The 20,863-nt window shown below is 24.7% G+C and carries 20 protein-coding genes, 1 riboswitch and 1 other annotated feature; of the genes, 6 read left to right on the plus strand and 14 right to left on the minus strand.

Annotated features, from left to right (window positions below; translation table 11 throughout):
- Positions 1–94: 94 nt before the first annotated feature.
- The 3 genes from ACTG47_RS10325 to ACTG47_RS10335 all read left to right on the plus strand — a co-directional run bounded on the left by ACTG47_RS10325 (position 95) and on the right by ACTG47_RS10335 (position 2,518).
- Entirely contained in the window at positions 95–1,015 is a 921-nt protein-coding gene (locus ACTG47_RS10325; RefSeq protein WP_479924472.1) for a PhzF family isomerase, read from the plus strand.
- Between the two features lie 233 nt (positions 1,016–1,248).
- Positions 1,249–1,860: an NUDIX hydrolase gene (locus ACTG47_RS10330; protein WP_479924473.1), complete on the plus strand. Its 612-nt coding sequence runs from the start codon at positions 1,249–1,251 to the stop codon at positions 1,858–1,860.
- Positions 1,861–2,179: 319 nt separating this feature from the next.
- On the plus strand, positions 2,180–2,518 hold the full coding sequence (locus ACTG47_RS10335) for a DUF3784 domain-containing protein (RefSeq protein ID WP_479924474.1): 339 nt from the start codon (positions 2,180–2,182) through the stop codon (positions 2,516–2,518).
- 278 nt (positions 2,519–2,796) lie between these two features.
- On the opposite strand, the gene miaB is transcribed toward ACTG47_RS10335, so the two are convergent.
- From miaB to ACTG47_RS10365, 6 genes are all read right to left on the minus strand, one after another.
- Positions 2,797–4,233, minus strand: coding sequence for a tRNA (N6-isopentenyl adenosine(37)-C2)-methylthiotransferase MiaB (gene miaB / locus ACTG47_RS10340; RefSeq protein WP_479924475.1), 1,437 nt, complete (start codon positions 4,231–4,233; stop codon positions 2,797–2,799).
- 222 nt (positions 4,234–4,455) lie between these two features.
- Positions 4,456–5,895, minus strand: coding sequence for a cell wall-binding repeat-containing protein (locus tag ACTG47_RS10345; protein WP_479924476.1), 1,440 nt, complete (start codon positions 5,893–5,895; stop codon positions 4,456–4,458).
- An 845-nt stretch (positions 5,896–6,740) separates the two neighbouring features.
- On the minus strand, positions 6,741–7,292 hold the full coding sequence (locus tag ACTG47_RS10350; RefSeq protein ID WP_479924477.1) for a tryptophan transporter: 552 nt from the start codon (positions 7,290–7,292) through the stop codon (positions 6,741–6,743).
- A gap of 149 nt (positions 7,293–7,441) precedes the next feature.
- Positions 7,442–7,705 (minus strand) — a binding site (T-box leader).
- A gap of 123 nt (positions 7,706–7,828) precedes the next feature.
- Positions 7,829–8,431 (minus strand): TetR/AcrR family transcriptional regulator, encoded by a 603-nt coding sequence (locus ACTG47_RS10355; RefSeq protein WP_479924478.1) that lies wholly within the window; start codon positions 8,429–8,431, stop codon positions 7,829–7,831.
- A 91-nt stretch (positions 8,432–8,522) separates the two neighbouring features.
- A complete protein-coding gene (locus ACTG47_RS10360) occupies positions 8,523–8,921 on the minus strand; it encodes a hypothetical protein (protein ID WP_479924479.1) in 399 nt (132 codons plus the stop codon).
- Positions 8,922–9,272: 351 nt separating this feature from the next.
- Positions 9,273–9,764 carry an SH3 domain-containing protein gene (locus ACTG47_RS10365; RefSeq protein ID WP_169467028.1) on the minus strand — a complete coding sequence of 164 codons (492 nt, stop codon included), beginning with the start codon at positions 9,762–9,764 and terminating at the stop codon, positions 9,273–9,275.
- 84 nt (positions 9,765–9,848) lie between these two features.
- Positions 9,849–9,942: riboswitch (cyclic di-GMP riboswitch) on the minus strand.
- A 514-nt stretch (positions 9,943–10,456) separates the two neighbouring features.
- Here ACTG47_RS10365 and ACTG47_RS10370 point away from each other — a divergent pair.
- The 3 genes from ACTG47_RS10370 to ACTG47_RS10380 all read left to right on the plus strand — a co-directional run bounded on the left by ACTG47_RS10370 (position 10,457) and on the right by ACTG47_RS10380 (position 14,506).
- Positions 10,457–12,787 (plus strand): ABC transporter permease, encoded by a 2,331-nt coding sequence (locus tag ACTG47_RS10370; protein ID WP_479924480.1) that lies wholly within the window; start codon positions 10,457–10,459, stop codon positions 12,785–12,787.
- A 10-nt stretch (positions 12,788–12,797) separates the two neighbouring features.
- Positions 12,798–13,559 (plus strand): ABC transporter ATP-binding protein, encoded by a 762-nt coding sequence (locus tag ACTG47_RS10375; RefSeq protein WP_479924481.1) that lies wholly within the window; start codon positions 12,798–12,800, stop codon positions 13,557–13,559.
- 101 nt (positions 13,560–13,660) lie between these two features.
- On the plus strand, positions 13,661–14,506 hold the full coding sequence (locus ACTG47_RS10380; protein WP_169467033.1) for a hypothetical protein: 846 nt from the start codon (positions 13,661–13,663) through the stop codon (positions 14,504–14,506).
- Positions 14,507–14,903: 397 nt separating this feature from the next.
- On the opposite strand, the gene ACTG47_RS10385 is transcribed toward ACTG47_RS10380, so the two are convergent.
- The 8 genes from ACTG47_RS10385 to ACTG47_RS10420 form a co-directional block, all read right to left on the minus strand.
- Positions 14,904–15,068, minus strand: coding sequence for a hypothetical protein (locus ACTG47_RS10385; protein WP_003424195.1), 165 nt, complete (start codon positions 15,066–15,068; stop codon positions 14,904–14,906).
- Between the two features lie 529 nt (positions 15,069–15,597).
- Positions 15,598–15,930, minus strand: coding sequence for a carboxymuconolactone decarboxylase family protein (locus tag ACTG47_RS10390; RefSeq protein WP_479924482.1), 333 nt, complete (start codon positions 15,928–15,930; stop codon positions 15,598–15,600).
- Between the two features lie 260 nt (positions 15,931–16,190).
- On the minus strand, positions 16,191–16,832 hold the full coding sequence (locus ACTG47_RS10395) for an SdpI family protein (RefSeq protein ID WP_479924483.1): 642 nt from the start codon (positions 16,830–16,832) through the stop codon (positions 16,191–16,193).
- Entirely contained in the window at positions 16,813–17,112 is a 300-nt protein-coding gene (locus ACTG47_RS10400) for an autorepressor SdpR family transcription factor (protein WP_479927078.1), read from the minus strand. The genes ACTG47_RS10395 and ACTG47_RS10400 overlap by 20 nt, the downstream gene beginning before the upstream one ends.
- 254 nt (positions 17,113–17,366) lie before the next feature.
- Positions 17,367–17,501 carry a hypothetical protein gene (locus ACTG47_RS10405; RefSeq protein WP_479924484.1) on the minus strand — a complete coding sequence of 45 codons (135 nt, stop codon included), beginning with the start codon at positions 17,499–17,501 and terminating at the stop codon, positions 17,367–17,369.
- 214 nt (positions 17,502–17,715) lie between these two features.
- Positions 17,716–18,468 (minus strand): sulfite exporter TauE/SafE family protein, encoded by a 753-nt coding sequence (locus ACTG47_RS10410; protein ID WP_479924485.1) that lies wholly within the window; start codon positions 18,466–18,468, stop codon positions 17,716–17,718.
- Positions 18,469–18,529: 61 nt separating this feature from the next.
- Complete coding sequence (locus ACTG47_RS10415; RefSeq protein ID WP_479924486.1) at positions 18,530–20,185, minus strand: PocR ligand-binding domain-containing protein; 1,656 nt, start codon at positions 20,183–20,185, stop codon at positions 18,530–18,532.
- 11 nt (positions 20,186–20,196) lie between these two features.
- Positions 20,197–20,559, minus strand: a complete 363-nt coding sequence (locus ACTG47_RS10420) for a metal-dependent transcriptional regulator (protein WP_479924487.1) — start codon at positions 20,557–20,559, stop codon at positions 20,197–20,199.
- Between the last annotated feature and the right edge of the window lie 304 nt (positions 20,560–20,863).

The raw sequence follows: 20,863 nt of genomic DNA on the forward strand, positions 1-20,863 counted from the left end.
TTAATTTTATTTAAACAGATGATAGTAGGTAATAATCCATCTCAAGTTTTCTATGTACACAAACTATTCTAATATTTAGAAAGGATTATATAATATGGATAAAATATTTCATCTTTATCAAGTTGACTCATTTACAAAAGAAAAATTTACAGGTAATCCAGCTGGTGTAATTACAAATGCTGATGGCTTATCTGAATCACAAATGCAAAAAATAGCAAGAGAATTAAATAATTCAGAAACTGCTTTTATTTTCAATAAATTTGTTAAAAGTCATCAAGAAAATTATGATGTACATATCAGATTTTTTACACCAACTAATGAGGTTCCTATATGTGGTCATGCTACTATTGCTGCTCACTATGCTAGAGCAGTAGAAAATCAAATCCATAACACAACAGTATTTCAAAAAACTGGTGCTGGAATATTACCAGTTGATATTATTAAAAAAGGTAATGATTATGAAATAATTATGACACAAGGAAAAATTGAAGTATCTCCACCATTACAACAAACCTATCAAGAAAGATTACTTCATGCATTTGGTATTTCAAAGGAAGATATTCGTACAGACTGTCCTATTGCCATAGCATCTACAGGACATTCAAAAGTTATGATTGGAATAAAAGAATTATCAGCATTAAATAACTTATCTCCAAATTTAAATGAGTTATCGAAAATAAGTCAAGAAATAAAATGTAATGGATATTATATTTTTACATTACATAATAAAGAAAATCTACAGGTTAATGGAAGGATGTTTGCTCCTGCAATTGGTATTTCAGAAGACCCTGTTACAGGAAATGCTAATGGTCCTTTAGGTGCATATCTTGTACATTATAAAGTAATACCTATACCTGACACAGAGTTTATATTTGAAGCAATACAAGGAGAAACAATAAAACGCAAAGGCAAGATGTTAGTAAAAGTAATTATTTCAGATAATAAGCCAGTTGAAGTAAAAATAATTGGGAAAGCTATAATTGCATTCTCAACAAATATAGAAATTGAATTATAGTTTTTTTCTAAATAAAATTCCAAACTTTTTAATTCTAATTAATAATAAATTGATAACAAACTAATTTATATACAATCAAATTAATTTTTTTATTATTTGTTAATATATATTTATCATTATATTATATAATAATATAGATAGTTACTATATCTTAAATTAGATAAATCATAATTATATATTATTGTTAAAACTCAATTATATAATTTTTAATAATATTATTTTAGGAGGAAAAAATGATAAACGATATTAAAAATAAGTTCAAAGATTACAAGCCATATATAAATGGATATAAAAATATGAAAAGAGCATCTGTTCTAATTCCAATAGTAGAAATAAATAACATACATCATATATTATTTGAAGTTCGCTCAAAGAATTTAAAACATCAACCTAATGAGATTTCTTTTCCAGGTGGCAAGATAGAATCCAACGAAACTCCATATGATGCTGCTATCAGAGAAACTTGTGAAGAATTAGGTACTTTTAATGACAATATAGAAATCATAGCAAGTCTGGACCTACTTATAACACCTGTAAAATTCATAATACATCCTTATTTAGGATATATAAAAAACATTAATAATTTAAATATAAATAAGGATGAAGTTGACCATACTTTTTTGGTCCCTATAAAATATCTTTTAGAAAATCCTCCACATACTTATAATAATACTGTAAAAGTTTTTCCTGATGAAAATCTACCTTATGGGTCAATTCCAAACCAAAAAGATTATAAGTTTGAAAGTGGAAGTTACCCTATTCTATTCTATAAATACAAAGATTATGTAATCTGGGGTATGACAGCAAAAATACTAGAAAACTTTTTAAACTTCTTATCAGAATAATAAATGTAAGTAAACACTTAAATTTTTAGATAATAAGTTTTTAAAATTTTCTAAATTTAAAATGTGATACTTCCAAGAAATATAAGAAACTATATTTTATAATATTTTTTCTACTTAATTATTGCTCAGTTATTATTTCATAATTACCAATACAATTTCAAGATAAATTCTAAGTATTATTATTAAACTATGGATAAATTATAGCATAATAATATATCTAATAAGGTTAAGGTATGAAATAAATGATTTTAATGTATGTTTATGGTAAAATATTAATAAATTAGTAAACTGTAAGTCAAAATATATGGAGGTACTTATAATGTTTGCAGTAGTATTCATAGTTATATCAGCAATTGCCTTTTTCATTTTAAGTATATTATTATTTAATGGAAAAGCCAGTATGCTATTGGCAGGTTATAATACTATGAGTGATAAAGAAAAAGCTCAATATGATAAGAAAAAATTATGTAGAAGTTCTAGTATTGTTACCTTCATTGTATCTATAATGTTATTTATTATGTCATTCTTTGGTTATAGAGTAGAGAATGGACAAATGGCTGAAAAAGAAATGCTTCCATTTGCTGTAATATTTATAATAGTTATACTTGCTAGTGTGCTTTTCAATATCTATTATTCTAATAAGAAATGTAAAAAATAATAATTTTAAGTTAAGCAGTTAATTTTGAAAGATTAACTGCTTTTTTATAGTTATTCTATAATATATTAGTATATAATAAGGATATACTAATATATAGTTAGGTAAAACTTTATAAAATAGAATAAAAATAGATGTACTATCAGTTTACATTTTATATAAAACTTATTTATAATAAAAATTAAAATTAACATATATGATGTATTTTTTTAAATAATATATTTTGTTTTATAGCACATCTATTCCAATAAGTTTACATAATTTTATTATATTGTACAATATTAATCATTTACTAGTATACCATTTAATGAAAAAGTCCTAGGTTCAGTAATTTTAACCATAACTAATTTTCCAATCAAACCATCATTTCCGCCTTCGAAATTTACAAGTTTATTCTGTCTAGTTCTACCAGCAAATTTATTCTCATTATTCTTACTTCTTCCTTCAACTAAAACTTCAACTATTCTATTTTTATATCCATTATTTATATCTGCTGAAATCCTATTTACAGCTTCTAACACTCTATTAAATCTATCATGTTTTATTTCTTCTGGTATTTGATTTTCCATTTTAGCAGCAGGTGTTCCCTGTCTTTTGGAATAAATAAACGTAAAAGCTGAATCATATTTTACTTTTTCAATTACATCTAAAGTATCTAATAAATCTTCTTCTGTTTCTCCTGGGAAACCTATCATTAAATCTGTTGAAAAAGCAATATCTGGTACTTCTTTTTTAGCCTTTTCTATTATTTCTAAATAATATTCTTTTGTATAATGTCTATTCATTTTTTTCAAAAGACTACTACTTCCACATTGTATTGGTAAGTGTAAAAATTCACATACCTTATCACAATCTCTAATTGCATATATTACTTCATCAGATATATCTTTTGGATGAGATGTCATAAATCTAACTCTTTCAATTCCTTCTATCTCATTTACTTTTCTTAGAAGTTCTGAAAATGTAACTGGATTTTCAAGTGTCTTGCCATAAGAGTCGACATTTTGTCCAAGTAAAGTAATTTCTTTTGTCCCATTTGCTACAAGCTCTTTTATCTCATTAATTATATCTTCAGGTGTTCTACTTCTTTCTCTACCTCTTGTATATGGAACTATACAGTATGTACAAAAATTATTGCATCCATACATTATATTTACAAATGCCTTTAATTCAAATTTTCTATTACTTCTAAGACCTTCTATTACCTCTCCATCTACATCCCAAACATCTACTAACATTTTTTCAGAATTCATTGATTCTGTAAGTAATTGTGGAAATTTATATAGATTATGTGTCCCAAATATAAGGTCCACATGTTTGTATTTTTTTCTTAATTCTTCTACAACATGTGGTTGTTGCATCATACATCCACACACAGCTATTTTCATATTTGGATTTTTTCCTTTTAGATGCTTTAATTGTCCTAAATTTCCATATACTTTTAACTCTGCATTTTCTCTAACTGCACATGTGTTATATATTATTAAATCACTTTCTTCAAGCATCATTGACATTTGGTATCCCATTTCTTCTAGCATTGAACATAATTTTTCTGAATCATGTTCATTCATCTGACATCCAAAGGTTTGAGTAAACACGAGTTTTCTCTTTCCAGTTCTGTTGAAGTATTCTTCATTTTGTCTGTGTATTTGTTCTATATATTTATCTTGTTCTTGTATTTTCTCTATAGGTATTGTTACTTGTTTTCTTTTGCTCACTTCTATTCCTCCTAGTTAATTTCTTATATTACACATAACCTTAATTATATCAAATAAGAAAAATCTTTTAAAGATATTATTATTTTTCTATGTGTATTTTGATAATAAATTTAATAATTTAAGCGTAGTTTATTTCTAAACAATAAAAAAAGATGTTTTAAATTTTAGTTTAAAACACCTTTCTTATATTAAAACATCATTTCCTACTGAATACAATAAAACCTATTTACTCTCAATCAAGTAACAATTATTTAGTATTAAATATTGTCCTTCCTCAACTGTTATATATCTGTTTCCTGAGAAAACATCATTAGTAACTATTCCATCTACAGCACCTAAGCTATCATCTCTAACTTCATAATATGCATCAGAAGAATTTGAAACTATAGTATATTCTCCAGCAGGAATTTCTAATCCAATTTTGTACATACCATTTCCAAACTTGCCATTCTTAGCCTTTTGAACTTTAGCATACTTGGCTAATATCATTGTTGAATCCTCAATTTTGATATACTGCCCATTCTCTAAAGTTATGTATCTAGTTCCACTAAAAATATCATTTGAAAGTATGCTATCAGCATTTCCTGTACTATCACTTGTAACTTCATAATAAGAAGCATAACTTCCTGAATTTGAAGTTATTAAGTATTCCCCTGCTGATATATCTTTGCCAACTTTATACATACCAGCTTTTATAGTCTTTGTAGTTGGCTTAGCATCATCTTTTATAATGCCAGTATTAATATCTCCAATTCCATTTGTTACATTTAGACATTGTTGAATTATAGTTGAATTTATATACCCTATAGAAGTTATCTTCTTAGCATTCTTTAGGACACTTTTATTGCTACCATTATCAACTAATACCATTGGACTATTTTTTGATAAAGATGAACCTACAAGAGCATTTGTTAATTCATATGCTCCAGCTATATAAAAATCTTTAGCATCTTTGTAAAATTTATTTATTATTGCTTTATTAGTTTCAAAGCGAGTACTTCCTCCCAGTCTAGTGGATTTAGTCTTGTTTACTAAAGCAGTACTCATTGAAGATGTTCCACCTATTGCATAAGATTTTAAGCCACTAGTTGAAAAAGGTATGCTTCGTCCATTAGTAAGAATTATTGGTGTACTATCTCTTGTAGCTACAGATGCAATACTTATAGCATCAGCTTCTCCTTTATATGCATTTGTTAACATTACAGTATCAACTTTTTTTATTGAGTTTATTTCTTTTGCAACGTTATAGCTTGTTTTTATTCTGTCACTTCCCTGAATTCTTACAACTTTTATATTTTTAGATTTTAATGAACTTTCCACAGTTGTACTAATAGAATATGTTCCTCCAATTATATAAACCTTTGATACATTTTTTAATCTTGCAGATGTCTCAGTTGGTATAGTATTTTTTTCAGTTAATAATATAGGTGCATTTAAAGCTCCTGCTAATCCACTTGCACTTAAACCATCTGCTATAGAATTATTAGTATTAATTAGTATAGCAGTCTTATATGCATTTTCATCTGCTACATTACCTGCAATTTCATACTTATTATTTCCTTGTATTTTCTCTACAGATGATATTGCATTTACTAGTTGAATATTTGCAAATGCAAAAGAAATACTCAAAGTCAATGTTAACATTCTTTTACAGAATTTCATAATAAAATTATCCCCCTCATAATAAATTTTTAATATATGAATACATTTTCTTAATTAGGTTATGGACTTAACAAACTTATGTCAAATCATAAACTATATTAGATTGTATTGCTAATAATTACAAATGCAATTATTCATTTAAATATAATTGTATTTACATTTATATTAAAAATCAACTAGATTTATATAAATGCTTATAATTATATTTTTATTCTTAATATTTTTTTTATTATGTTATTTTAATAGATTTATTTTTCTTTTTTAAGTATATAGATATATTTCTCAAAATATTCTATTTCTATTATAGTTACACTTACTTTCTTCAGTTAAAGCGCTATTTAAAATTAGAAATTTAAATTATGTATTAAAAATATATTTCACAGATACAATTTTATAAGTTTTAACTAAAATCGTTTTATACTGTAGACTATATACTTTTTTCAATCAAATTTAAGCAAGTTTTTCACAAAAAATTCACTTTTTCCATATTTTTTAGAAATCTATAAATGTAAGTATATACAGATTAAATTAGGTGAAATTTTAGCAGATTAAAAAATCTAATAAATCAAAGTAAATTAGTACATAAATTTATCCTGAAAAAGTAAATTTAAACAAATTATATATTTAATAACTACAAACGAGATACATATAAGAACATTAACATAGGTGTGAAAATTTATTTGTTGGGTTTAAGATATGTTACTATTATATAAATATTTTATTAAAAAGAAAAAAATATAATGCTAAATCTTTAAATGATATAAGAATAGAATAGTTAAAATCTACTCTATTCTTATATTGTTTGATTATTATAATAGTTTATAAAGTAAAGTATTATTTCATATTTAAGCTTGATAACTAACTCTTCTTATTGATAGGCTAACAATCTTGAATAAAAATAGTCCAGCAACTAAGTTTATTAAAACAGCTGGTAATACTACTGCTAAAAATAAAGCTGTAAATGAAGCACCTGGAAGACCAACTATAGCTTGAGCTGCTAATAAAAAGATTGTTCCACTTACAAGTGTTCCTATTGGCATTATGATTGTAACTACTATAGTATCTTGTGCCTTCTTAGCTAATTTTTTTATAAAAGGCATTTTATAACTAATGTTCATTAATAAAAATACTGCATTTGCTGTAAGAGTTTTATCTATTACATTAGGAATTTGACCTCCTGGAAAACTTGATGTAAGAGCTGTAAATATTCCCGTTACTATACCTGCTATTAAACAAGTTTTATAATCATCTCTATTTAGAACTAATATTACAAATAACATTGCTAGTGGTATATCTGGTTTCATTGGTAATCCTATAGCTGGTGTAATTTGATGTATTAATAATCCCATCGCTAAAAGTATTGCATTTAAAGTTAGTTTTTTTGTATTTGTTTTCATTTTTGTACTTCCTCCTGTTTTTTTAATTTTCAATTTATTTTTTTGCCAATTCACTATATCATCATCTTTAACGCTGGAAATTCATGACATCTTTTTCACCACCTTCTATATTTTAATTTTTCAGTAAAATAAAAAACTCCGTCCTAAACTAATAGGACGGAGATTATCCGCGTTGCCACCTAAATTATATAAAAATTAATACAAAATCCAATTTTTATATATCTCATTGTCAGGTACTTACATACCCTATTCGCTATAACGTGCGACTGACGATAAAGTCTACTCTCAAAACTCTGATTTCAATTTACTCCTCTAAGGGCCATTCATCAAATTTTTTCTTGCTAAGATTCCACCATCCTCAGCTCTCTATAATGAACCTAAATTTAACTACTTTTCCTTGTCATAGGATTTAATTTACTCTATTAAATTTTGTCGTTGAAATAATAATATTATTTTTTCTAAAAAATGTCAATATATTTTTATAAATTTAAAAATATATTTCGTAATCTATTTTTTCTAAAAAATAGTAAATAAGATTATGTATTTCTTTTTATATCCAAAATCCTGTGAATAATCCCTCTAATAATCTGTTTTTTTTGCTTTAATTCTTCCTCTGTTAATTCAGTTAGTGAGTCTTGATGTAATATTGCAAATGATGAATAAAGAACAGCATTTGCAAGCTCTAAATCTGTTTCAATTGCACAACTTCCAATCACACCTTTATCACGCATATAGTTTATATATTTTGCTATATGAGGAACTAAACTCTTTAAAGTTAATTGATTTAGTGCAATTTGCATACTCCAATGAAATTTACCTGATTTGAATGTTTTATACTTTAAAAGAGTTTTTTGTAATAACTCAAATACAACATCAATCTTCAGATTATTTGGTATACAATCATCATATAAAACATCAGAAAAACTTTTTTCATACTGAACTAGAAACAATTTTATCACTTCATTAAATATTTCATCTTTTGATTTAAAATAGTGATAAAACATACCAACTTCACCACCTACACTATCTAAAATCATTCTTATAGAAGTATTTTCATACCCATGTTCTAAAAATAAATTAAGTGCATTATCAATAAGTTCATCTCGTTTACCACCATTTAATATTCGTTTTCGTGCCATTTTTATATCTCCTTTTAAACAGAACATTATTCCGATTAAATTATATCATGCTATAAAATAAACATCAACAGTTGGCAAAGTGATATTCTTTTTAATAAAATTTCTTCTTTTTCCTTTTAATAAATATTAGTACAATTAAAACTATAACAATAAATATAACCATTATTGAAAATATCAATCTTGATAGAATATTATGTCTTCTTATGCCTTGATTTTTATGTTTATTTAAAGTTCCATGTCCATAATTTTTAGTTCTTATCATTCTTTTTTTCAATTTTACTCTGCTTTTACTAGACCTACTACGTTTATGTTTACTTTTAGATTTAATAGTTTTAAATCTAGTATAATTAGATTTATAATTCTCTTGTGTTGAAGAAATGTATACACCAGAATCAATAATAGCTTCTGCATTAACTTGTAATGGATTTATAATACTAATTATAAGTAAAAAAGATATGGCTAACCCAATCAATGTTTTCTTTTTTTTCATATTTTCCCCCTCATAAAAATCTTATATCTAATTTATTATAATATATATGAAACTAAAAATTACAATTTTTTTCAAATTTATTATATATTCTCTTATCTTTAACATAATTTTTATTCCATCAATTCTTTCTTTTATTAAACTTTTTTAAATCAATATTAATTTATGATACTTAACATACAAAATACACGCTAAGCTTATTTTTACTTAAATCTTCCATTTAAAATTAAAATTACTTAATTAATTTATTCTATTTAATATTATAATAATGTTTTTTACAAAAGAAAAAGAATCCCATGAATAGGATTCTTTTTCTGAAATTTCTTAGTATATTTAAAGCTTACTAGTATCCAATTATGATAAACTTAAACATTCTTCTATGTATTGATTATATACATATCCAGAATATCTGTTTCCATTTTTATCAATATTAACTCTTGCCCATTTGCCCACACTATAACATACTTCAACCTTAAAACCATCAGGAATTGTAGTTATAATTCTAGAGTCTAATGTTCTATCATTTCTAAGTTCTAAACTTAAACCATTAGTTCTTATATTTCCTACATAATTCTTTTTTCTGTTTTTTATCATGTCATTATTATTATTTTTTTTAGCATTGCTAAATTTTTCTAGATATTTATAAAGTAACCAACCTTTGTCATAATTACTTTCAACTTCTGCCCATATTCCATCAACACATTTTAATTTAACAATTTTACCTTCTGGTATACTTTTCAACTTCATACTATTTATGTCTGGTCTTTCCCTTAAATTTAATTTAATCTTAGTCTTAAAATTGATGCTTGATTCGCCAAATTTTTTTAACATTAACTCAGATATCATCTTAAGCCCTCCTCTTGCCAAATATTAAGTTATTAAAAATATATAACTTTAAAAAATACTTTTAACAAAAAGAATTATTATCTTTTTGGCAACTGGCTGACATGACCTTTATTATATAAAGATTTTAGTCCCTATAGCTTTGCGTCATTAGATTTATCTAATATTGCCTATATCTGAATAATAACATAATTTAAACAATTTAAAAATGATATTCTCTCAAATTTTATATTAATTAAATATAAATTAAATTTTTAATTAATAATAACCAAAAAATATCTTTATATTTATTAATTTAATTATTGTTCTTCATAATTCATCCAAAAAATAGTAATTTATATATGATACCTCTACTTTTAACAAATCTTTTTCAATAAATATCAATATATCAAAATAATCAATAACTTTTTACATATTCAATTAATCTAAAAAATTATTAATTAATAGAGCCTAAAAATAATTTATATTAATTATTCCCTTTTTAAAATTTTTACTAATCTCTTTTATAGTACCTTCTCTTTAAAGGCTTTATCATAAGACATGTATATTTTATTTTTTAAATGACTTGACAAAATAAATATATTATAATATTATCATTATAGACTGACGGTCAGTTTATATCTTATATATCTATAACTGCTATGAACTAAATCTAAAATATTCAATATAAAATTTTTAAGAAATGAGGATTATTTATGCTAAAAAGAATATTATTAAAAGATTTAACACGAAATAAAGTAATAACAATTACTCTATTTATTTTTATTTTACTTGCATCAATGTTAGCATCTAGTGCAACAAATATCGCTATAAAACTCACTGATTCAGTGACTGCCTTGTTTCAAAAATCTCAGACACCACATTATGTCCAAATGTATTCTGGTAAATTAGACCAAGAAAAAATTGATAAATTTTCAACTAAAACTCCATATGTAAAAAAACAGCAAACTACTGAACTTTTAAATATAAATGGAGCTAATATCTTTCTAGGAGGTAAAGGAGAAAGTCAAGCTAATAGTGTACTAGAAAATAGTTTTACGAAGCAAAACAATAAATTTGATTTTTTATTAGATATGAACAATCAAATAATGCAAATAAAAGATGGAGAAATAGGAGTTCCTGTATATTACATGAAGCAATGCAATTTGAAAAAAGGAGACACAATAAAAATTATTAATGGTAATTTCTTTATAGAATTTACAATAAAAGACTTTATACGTGACTCACAAATGAACCCTTCTCTTGTTACTTCAAAGCGTTTTTTAATCAGTGATAATGATTGGAACATGTTAAAGTCTAATCTAGGAGAAAGTGAATATTTAATCGAATTTCTATTAAATGATATAAATAAAATTAGTGAGTTTGAGGCACTATATCAATCAACTGAGCTCCCTCAAACAGGTACATCAATAACTTATTCTATTTACCAACTACTAAATTCTGTGTCTGATGGAATTGTAATTGCTATTGTTATCTTAATTAGTATTCTTCTTATTATAATTTCTATTTTATGTTTACGATTTACTTTAATTACAACAATTGAAGAAGATTATCGAGAAATTGGTGTTATGAAGGCTATTGGTATTCAAAATAATAACATCCAAAAACTATATTTGATAAAATACCTTTTAATTGCATCTTTTGCAAGTTTTCTTGGTTACATACTCTCATTACTTATAGAACCTTTTTTTACAAAAAATATTTATATTTATATGGGAACAGTAGATAAAACCATTTTTAGCATTCTTATTCCATTTATAGGTTCAGTTCTTGTATTTTTAAGTGTTATATTCTTTTGTAAAATTATTCTTAAAAGATTCAAAAAAATATCTGTAGTTGATGCATTAAGAGGTAGCCATTCTACTAACTTGGTAAAATATGGTTATATCTTTCAACTACACAAAAATAAAATAACAGATACTAACATATTTTTGGGATTAAATGAAGTGGTAAAAAAATTTACTGTCTATGGGTTGCTTTGTTTTGTATACATGATTTGTATTTTCCTTATGATTGTACCAATTAATTTTTTAAATACTATTCAATCACCTGAATTTATCACTTATATGGGCGCTGGCAAGAGCGATATTCGCATTGACTTACCTCAAACAAAACAAACTCAGCATCTTTTTAATTCCATATTACAAAAAATCAGCGATGACAATGATATAAAAAAATATGAATCCTTTACAACAAGTTCATATAAAATAAAAAATAAAGATGGTAAAGTAGAAAATATTAAAATAGAAAATGGAAACTTTGAAACTTTCCCACTGACATATGTAAAAGGTTCTGCTCCAATTAAAGAAAATGAAATTGCATTATCCGTTATAAATGCAAATGAACTAAAAAAAAGCATTGGAGATACATTATCAATTTTCTCAAAAGATAAAAAGGTAATTCTAACTGTTAGTGGTATATATCAAGACATTACACATGGTGGTAAGACTGCAAAAGCTATGCTACCATCTAGTGAAGATAATGTTCTATGGCATATTATAAATTTAAATCTAAAATCTGGAGTCAATGTAGCCGATAAATTAGAGCAATATAGCATAAGTTATTACCCTGCTAAAATTACTGATATGAATAATTATATAAATCAGACATTGGGCTCTGTTATCAACCAGTTAAGACTTGTTATAAAATTAGCTATTGTTATATCTATTGTAATTTCTTCACTAATTACATCAATGTTTTTTAAAATGCTCATAGCTAAAGATACACCACAAACAGCAATTATGCTTAGCTTAGGATTTTCTACTAAAGATATACGCATTCAATATATTACTAGAGCTTTACTAGTACTTATAATTGGAACTATTTTAGGTGTTGTTATGGCAAATACACTTGGACAAAAAATATCAGGATTACTACTTTCTGGTATCTCCAATCTCCAATTTGTAGTAAATCCATTAATTGTATATGTACTTTGTCCATCAGTTTTAACTCTCACAGTATTTACTACAATTATATTAATTAGTAGAGAAATTAATAAAATAAAAATTATGTCTATTATAGAATAAGGAGTATGTTATGAATAATATTATAGAAACTAAAAAAATTATTAAAGAGTATACTATTGGTAAAGGAAATGTACAACAAGTTTTGAAAGGAATAGATTTGTCAATTAAACATGGTGAATTTATATCTGTTATGGGTGCTTCTGGCTCTGGTAAATCAACACTACTACATAACATAAGCGGAATGGATAGATTAACTTCTGGTACAGTCAGATTTTCAGGTGAAATGATTTCTAATATGTCAGAAGAAGTATTATCAAAATTTCGGTTAAAAAATATGGGTTTTATCTTTCAGCAAAGTAATTTACTTAAAAATTTAAATATATTTGATAACATAATTATTTCTGCTTACTTAAATAAAGAAAAAAGTCGTCAAATAATCAACGAACAAGCAACAAGACTTATGGAAAAAATGAATATTCTAGAAATAAAAGATAAAGATATTACTCAGGTCTCTGGAGGTCAACTTCAAAGAGCTTCTATATGCCGTGCTTTAATTAATAACCCAAAAATTTTATTTGGAGATGAACCCACAGGTGCACTTAACTCCAAGTTAACAAATGAAATAATTGATATTCTTACAGATATTAATCAATTAGGTACAACTATTATGATTGTAACTCATGATGCTAAAGTAGCAATAAAGACAGAACGAGTACTATTTATGTCTGATGGTATGATTGTTGGAGAAATTAAATTAGGCAAGTTTAATAATAATAATTTAAAAGAACGAGAAAATAAACTAATAAGTTGGTTATCAGAGTTAGATTTTTAAGTTTATTAAACTGTTCACTTTATGTACTTTAAAGCTAATGACTTATTCAATATTTGATGCTAAAATATAATTAATAAAATTTAATTATAGGTGATTGCATTATGAATATTACTAAAGGCATAACTTTACTCTTAACATTATCAATTGTAATATCATTAGCAGGATGTTCCCCAAAAAAAAGTGCTAGTGAAGTAGCAAAACAATATATTGATAGAATGAACTCTGGCGACTATGAAACAGCATATAGTTTATTAAGTAAAGACAGCAAGAAAAAAATTATTTTAGAGAATCTTGAAGAATTTCAAAATATTTTAGTTGAAACAAAAAGAATAATTAACTATAAAATAGGTAAAGAGAAAACTATAGAAACGTACAACTATGATGGTAAAGAGTATAAAAATGTGGTTAAATTAGAAGAAACTTTTGAGATAAAAAATCTTCTTTATAAAAAAGATGAATCTTTAAAGGTAAATAGATACTTTATAGTAGAAAATAATAAATACAAGCTCTTGTTATACGAAGATTTTAAAAAAGAATTTGGCATTAATAGTATGGATTTTGCTCAACTTAAACTTGATGATCATGGACTGGAAATCTTTAAAGAGGTCGACATCATACTAAAAAAAGCTATTACTATTAATCCTACTGATTCAGACCTTTATTATGCACAAGCATGTAATTACATGCGTTTTGATGGGTATCCTGATTATCCAAATGCAATATACAATGCTTTGAATTCAATTAACAAATCTTTAAAATATATAGATAAAAAGGACTCTGACTACAAAAAAAATGCAAGTAATATATATAACTTAAAAGGAGTTATACTTATGTTTCATAGAAGATTTGATGAAGCTCAACAATATTTAAATAAAGCGTTATACTTTAATAAAGATAATGAAGATTCAAAACTTAATCTTAATACATTAAAAAATAATTTAATGTAAGCATTTAATTTTTAGCTATATAAATCATTCTTATATATGGTTAACTGCTAAATCATAATTTATGTGAAACTAATTACAATTTTAAACGATAAAGACTTATTGCTATATAAATATTACTCTATAACAATAAGTTTTTTTATTTAAAAAGAAAACACAATTTTTAAAATTTAGAAAAACTTGATTATGAAAATTCAGATTAAAAATCTTGATGATTTTTCAATTATATTATTAACAGGATATTAACTAATTCGCTCATCTAAAGTTAGATGCTATTTATTAAGAGCCCTATACTATGTATACAAAGACATATACATAATCTAAAACATTAAAATACAATCAAATAATAAAAAAGAAGGTATAAAGAGCTACCCTCAAGCTCAATATACCTTATAAATGTCTAAACTTCATTTTTTACTAATTTTTCTATATCTTTGATAATATGTTCTTTAGATTTTTTTCCAGCTATAGCATCAAAAATTGCAACAGCCTTTTTCTCCCCAAACTTTTCTGCTACATCATTAAAGTCTAGAAATCTAACACTTTCTTTTGGTTTACCAAACATATAACACCTCTCATACACTTTTATATATTTATTATAACTTCTATATATTTATTTTTCACCAATAAACGTTAGACAAATTAGTTCCTTTATTTTTTTAGTCTGATTTTACTTTCAAAATTCTTAACAAAAACAGTTTATTCTACTCTATAAATAAAAATAGACAATTTAATTTGTAGTAAACTTGATAATAAAATACAATAAATAAAACTTTATTTAATCTATTTGCCAAAACTTTTTATTAAAATTTATATGAATTATAAAATATATATTACATGGAAATATAAATATATAAATACAATTATTCCAATATTCAATTTATTTTAAATAATAAAAAATATAACATATTTAATCAACACTATATAATTCTTAATATAGCCTGTAATAAAAATACTCTAAATCTTAAAAGTATTTTCGAATTTTTGGATACAACTAGGAAAATTTAATAAAAATATAAAATCATAAGAATAAAATTTAGTATAATTTTAAATAACTCAATGCTACAAATATAAATAAATTATTGCTATTAAAGTTATATGTCAAACTCTTCTAAAATCTTTACCGCAAATCTTGCATTTGGATATGTAATAGAGCCTCCACCAATTACACCTATTTTTATTGCTTCTATAATTTCATACTTACTTGCCCCAGAATTAACACAACCCTCAATATGGCAACAAATACATTCATCACATCTACTTAAAATAGAAATAGCTAATCCTATTAGTTCTTTATTTTTTTTACTTATAGCTCCTTCTGAATAAGTCTTATCATCAAGGCTTCCAAATACTCTAAAAAATTCATCTGTGTCACTTAATTTTTTATTGTAAAATTCTCTATATTCCTTCATTTCTTTAGTATTCATGTTATACCTCCTATATTTATAAATAATTTCTTATAAGAGTAGCACACTATACTTATACTTTCAACATTAAATACAAATTTTCAACTTATATTCAACAAACTAATTAATATAAGTTATTAAAATTTTGAATAAACCATATTAATTTCATTAAATAATATTTTTTCAGAGCTAAAACAAATATCTTAGTAAATTTTTAATTATATATTTCAGCTCTGAAATGTATTATATTTATCTAAATATTATGGTAATAATTGATTGTATTAGTTATTTCTAATTGAAGCTCTATATAGCAAATAAGAATATATAAATGGAAATATTACAATTACAAAAATTACAAAGATATTATAAAAAGGGATACTCGTAAAAGCATTAATAATTAATAATATCCCACCAATAATCCAAATCCAGCCAGCTAAATGATGTGTCTTATTCCAATTGTCTTCATCATTAAGAGCCCATGGTGAAACTATTCCCATAGAATAATTTTGCTTACATTTAGGAAGATAATTTCCAAATAAAATAACTAATATTCCTAAAATCAATCCTGTATAAAAATTAAAATCCAAACTAATTCCTGTTGAATACAAAACCATCATTATTTGTAAAATGACTGCAAGTATAGCAACCCCCCATTTTGATAAATTTTGCATAACATTTGAAAAACTAGCCTTTTTAGGTTCATTTTTAATTCTAAACCATGTATATAAGTGAACACATAGCATTAATAATGGTACCCCGAAAGCTGCTATAAACTTTGGAGCATAGTTATCTGGATTCCCATAAGTATCAAAATGAATTGCAACTTCATTTGGTAGTCTATTGTAAAAATATATTGATACAATAAATGGTATAAAACATATTAATGTAGATAAAATAAATTGTTTATTTATCGCTTTTTTCATCATCTTTTTCTCCCTTCTCCATAAATTGTGAAAACCAAAGCATAACCTCTTCAAAAACTGAAATGTTTATTTCATAGAAAATAAAATTTTTATACTTTGTTTCAAATATGAGTCCTGCCTTTTTTAATTGAGATAGATGATAAGAAATTGTGGCATTTGTCATATTAAATTTTTCACTAATTTCTCCTGCTGACATTTTATTCCCCCTTAACATAAGTAATATTTCTCTTCTTACAGGGTCTGAAAGAGCTTTAAACGTTTCTGGAAAACCCAACACCATCACCTCTCTATTTAGAATTTCATCTAATTAGAATATAGCACAACTATTATTATATTTCAATAGCTATTTAGATTTTTTTCTAAATAGCTATTTTAAATTTTCAAATAAAGTTTTTATTATCTGTAAATGAGTTGATTTTACTCACATTTTATTTCCGTTTAACATCTTCATTTCAAAAAATAAAAGAGCTTAGAAATTAACTCTAAGCCCTTTTATTTTATATCTTTCCTATATTTAAAATATAATGCATACAATTATGCAACATATTCATATTTTGCTCTGTATTCTCTCATTGCATCATTCCAAGCTTCTTGTACTGTTACACCTTTTTTGCTAGCAATTTTTTGTGCCAATTCGATTATTTTCATAGCTCTTCTTGATATATTCATAAATAACTCCTCCTACAAATTATTATATATTTCATATCCATAAAATCAAAATTATATTTTTTTGATATATAACCTTTCTATATATATAATATTACAATTTATATGTGTATTACATATGAACTACATTAGAAGATAATTAGAACTTTCATAAAATTCTTTGATATATTTTCTAATAAAAACTCACAATTAATTATAAATTTTAAAAGTTAATCAATTAAAATAACGTCTGATATACTAATTTTGTGACCATAAACAATGCCATTACTAAAAATATTGGTTTTATCATCTTTGAACCTTTTTTTATGGCAACTTTAGCACCTACATAAGCACCTATTATCATCACTAATGCAAACACTATAGCAATCTTATAATATACTTGACCATTTATCATAAACAGTAACAATGATGTTATATTACTTGTTAAATTTAATATTTTTGTATTTGCAGAAGCATGTAAAAAATCATATCCATATATTTTTATAAATCCAAAAGTTAAAAAAGTCCCTGTGCCAGGTCCAAAAAAACCATCATAAAAACCCATTACAAGGGCCATAAGCATCCCTAATCTTAGATTTTTCTTATTAATACCTTCAAAATTATCTTCTTGACCTAAGTTTTTGGAAATAAAAGTATAAATAGCTACTATTAAAATCATTATTACAACTAAAAAATTTAGTATATCTTCACTTATTGATAGTACACATCTTACTCCTAAAATACTACCAATAATAGTAAATGGGATTAATTTCTTTAAAAGTTCGTTATTAGTTTTACCAGATTTCGAGTATCTATAGGCACTACTTATACAACCTGCTGATGCAGCAAATTTATTTGTACCAATAGCAAGATGAACTGGCACTCCAATCGCCATAAGAACAGGCATACTTATGAGTCCACCCCCTCCTGCTATAGAGTCTACAAAAGCAGCTAAAAAACCTCCCATACATAAAAAAATAATTACAAGCATAAAATTCCTCCACATATTCTATCTCAATTTTATTAACAACATATATCTTACATAATCTTATCTAACCTCTATTATCTAGTATATTTTTTCTATATTCATTTGGAGTTATATTATTAAACTTCTTAAATATTTGTGAAAAATAACTACTATTATTAAAACCTACTTTCCTACAAATCTCACTAATACTCATATTTATATTTGATAGATATTTTTTAGATTCTTCTATCCTAAGAAAGTTTATATACTCAGTTATTGAGACTTGATTTTTTTCATTAAAAATAGAGCTCAAATAATTTGGACTTATAAAGAATACTTCTGCTATACTATTTAAGTTTATATTTTCCTTATAATACTTTTGTATATATTCATTCACATTTTCAATTAAATTTCTCTTATCTTTTCTCCAAAATTCTCTATTCTTATCAATACACTCTTCTGAAAATTGTAATAATAGTTCCCATAAATCTTCATCACTATTTGTAAGTGATATCTTTTTATTGTATTTATTTCTTAGATAAGATATAAGTTTTAAATCTTCTAAATCTCTAAGCACGGTTCTGGACAATACAAATATCATTTCTTGAATAATACCTCTAACATCATTATACATTAATTTACTACTATTTATTAGATTATAAATACCTTCTAAATTCATAGCTTTGATTTCTTTCTCTATAGAAAGTTCTAATTCAAAAGGATATTCTCTTAAAACATTATTGAATATATCAATTGGATTGATAATGTACTTTTCTTCTAATAATTTACTATTTGCTCTTTTAAGTGCTTCTTCAAGCTTTATATTTTCCTTTCTATTCTTCAATATCTCCTCATCTTTTATACTAAGTTGATTTTCAAAGAAATTTCTCTTGGCTATTTCTTGAATAAATTCAGACATCATTAATAGATTTTCTTTTAACACATACAGTCTACTCTTTGGAATTAATGAAAGTTCATTGTAAATTTTATTTATGTATTTTATGTCAATATCTGAAGTACTTGACAATTTAGATAAGTTTTTGTCTATATCGCTGGATTTGTATATTATAAAATTTCCACATTCTATATATCCAACTGTATTTTCTTCTAACACTATAGGTATTTCCAGACCAGAAATACCATACTCACATTGATACATTTTTTCAAAATTATTATCATTTATACTCTTATCAAGTCTTCTATTACACACTTTTGCACTTTTACAAATATCGCAAAATCTAGTTTCTTTTTTAGTATCAAATATTTCTTTATGTTTTGAATCATATACAGATATTCTAAGTTTCAATATATTAGATATTTGATTTGCAAGATTTTCAATTATATTTACATTAATTAACTCTTGTATAGTATTTTCAGAAAATACGATAGGTAACTGTCTCAAATTTGAAAATTTATGAGGAACATAAGTGATTAATATTACTAAATCAAATTTACCAGTATTTATAATTTCATGTTCTGAATATGGTGGGCAATAAACTATTGATTTTTCCTTTATATTGACCTTTTTCCCATCAATAACTTGTATTCCTTCTCCCTGAATTACATATAAAAGCTGTTCTTCACTTAAATGAAAATGCTTTTCTTGGGAGTTTTTTGGAAAAAACCTTACAATTCCAGCACTAAGCCTATTAAATTGTGTTTTTGATGGCTCATGTATCCATGCAATCTCTCCCCAATCAAATTTTTGCACCTCATTATTCGACTCACTAAAATACACCATAAGCTCACCTCTTAGTTTTTGTCTAAATATTTTTTTATTCCTTCAAACGCATCTTTACTTATAATATGCTCTATTCTACATGCATCTTTTTCAGCTATATCTAATGGAATCCCCAATGTATTTACTAAAAATTTAGTGATTAAAATATGTTTTTCATAAATTTCCTCTGCTTTTTTTCTTCCTTCTTTAGTTAAAATGATGTCACCATCTACTTCCATTATAATAAGACCATATTCTTTTAATATTCCCACAGCCCTACTTACACTTGCCTTACTATAATTTAGCTTTTTAGCTATATCAATAGATTTTACAATTCCCTTTTTCTTTTCTAGAATAAGTATTGTCTCCAAATAATTTTCTCTTGATTCATACATTCTAACATCCTCCAACTATAACAACTCTATTATAATATTTTAATTATAATAATCAGAAAAATATAACTATATATGTAAAGATTTATAGTATTCATATTTATAGCATTTAAAAATACTAATTCTATAAATGAAACTATTTTTACCACTTACATTAATATATCTTATCATAATTTCCTTTTTTATTACATAGAGAAATAGCTATATAGAACACTGTTTAATTATCTATAAAAAGTCTTCTCGAAAACAATACACTTAAGTGGCTCTAATTTCTGTCATTCTTTATATTAAATAAATTAAAAGTTTA

This window comes from Clostridioides sp. LIBA-6622 (assembly GCF_056716095.1).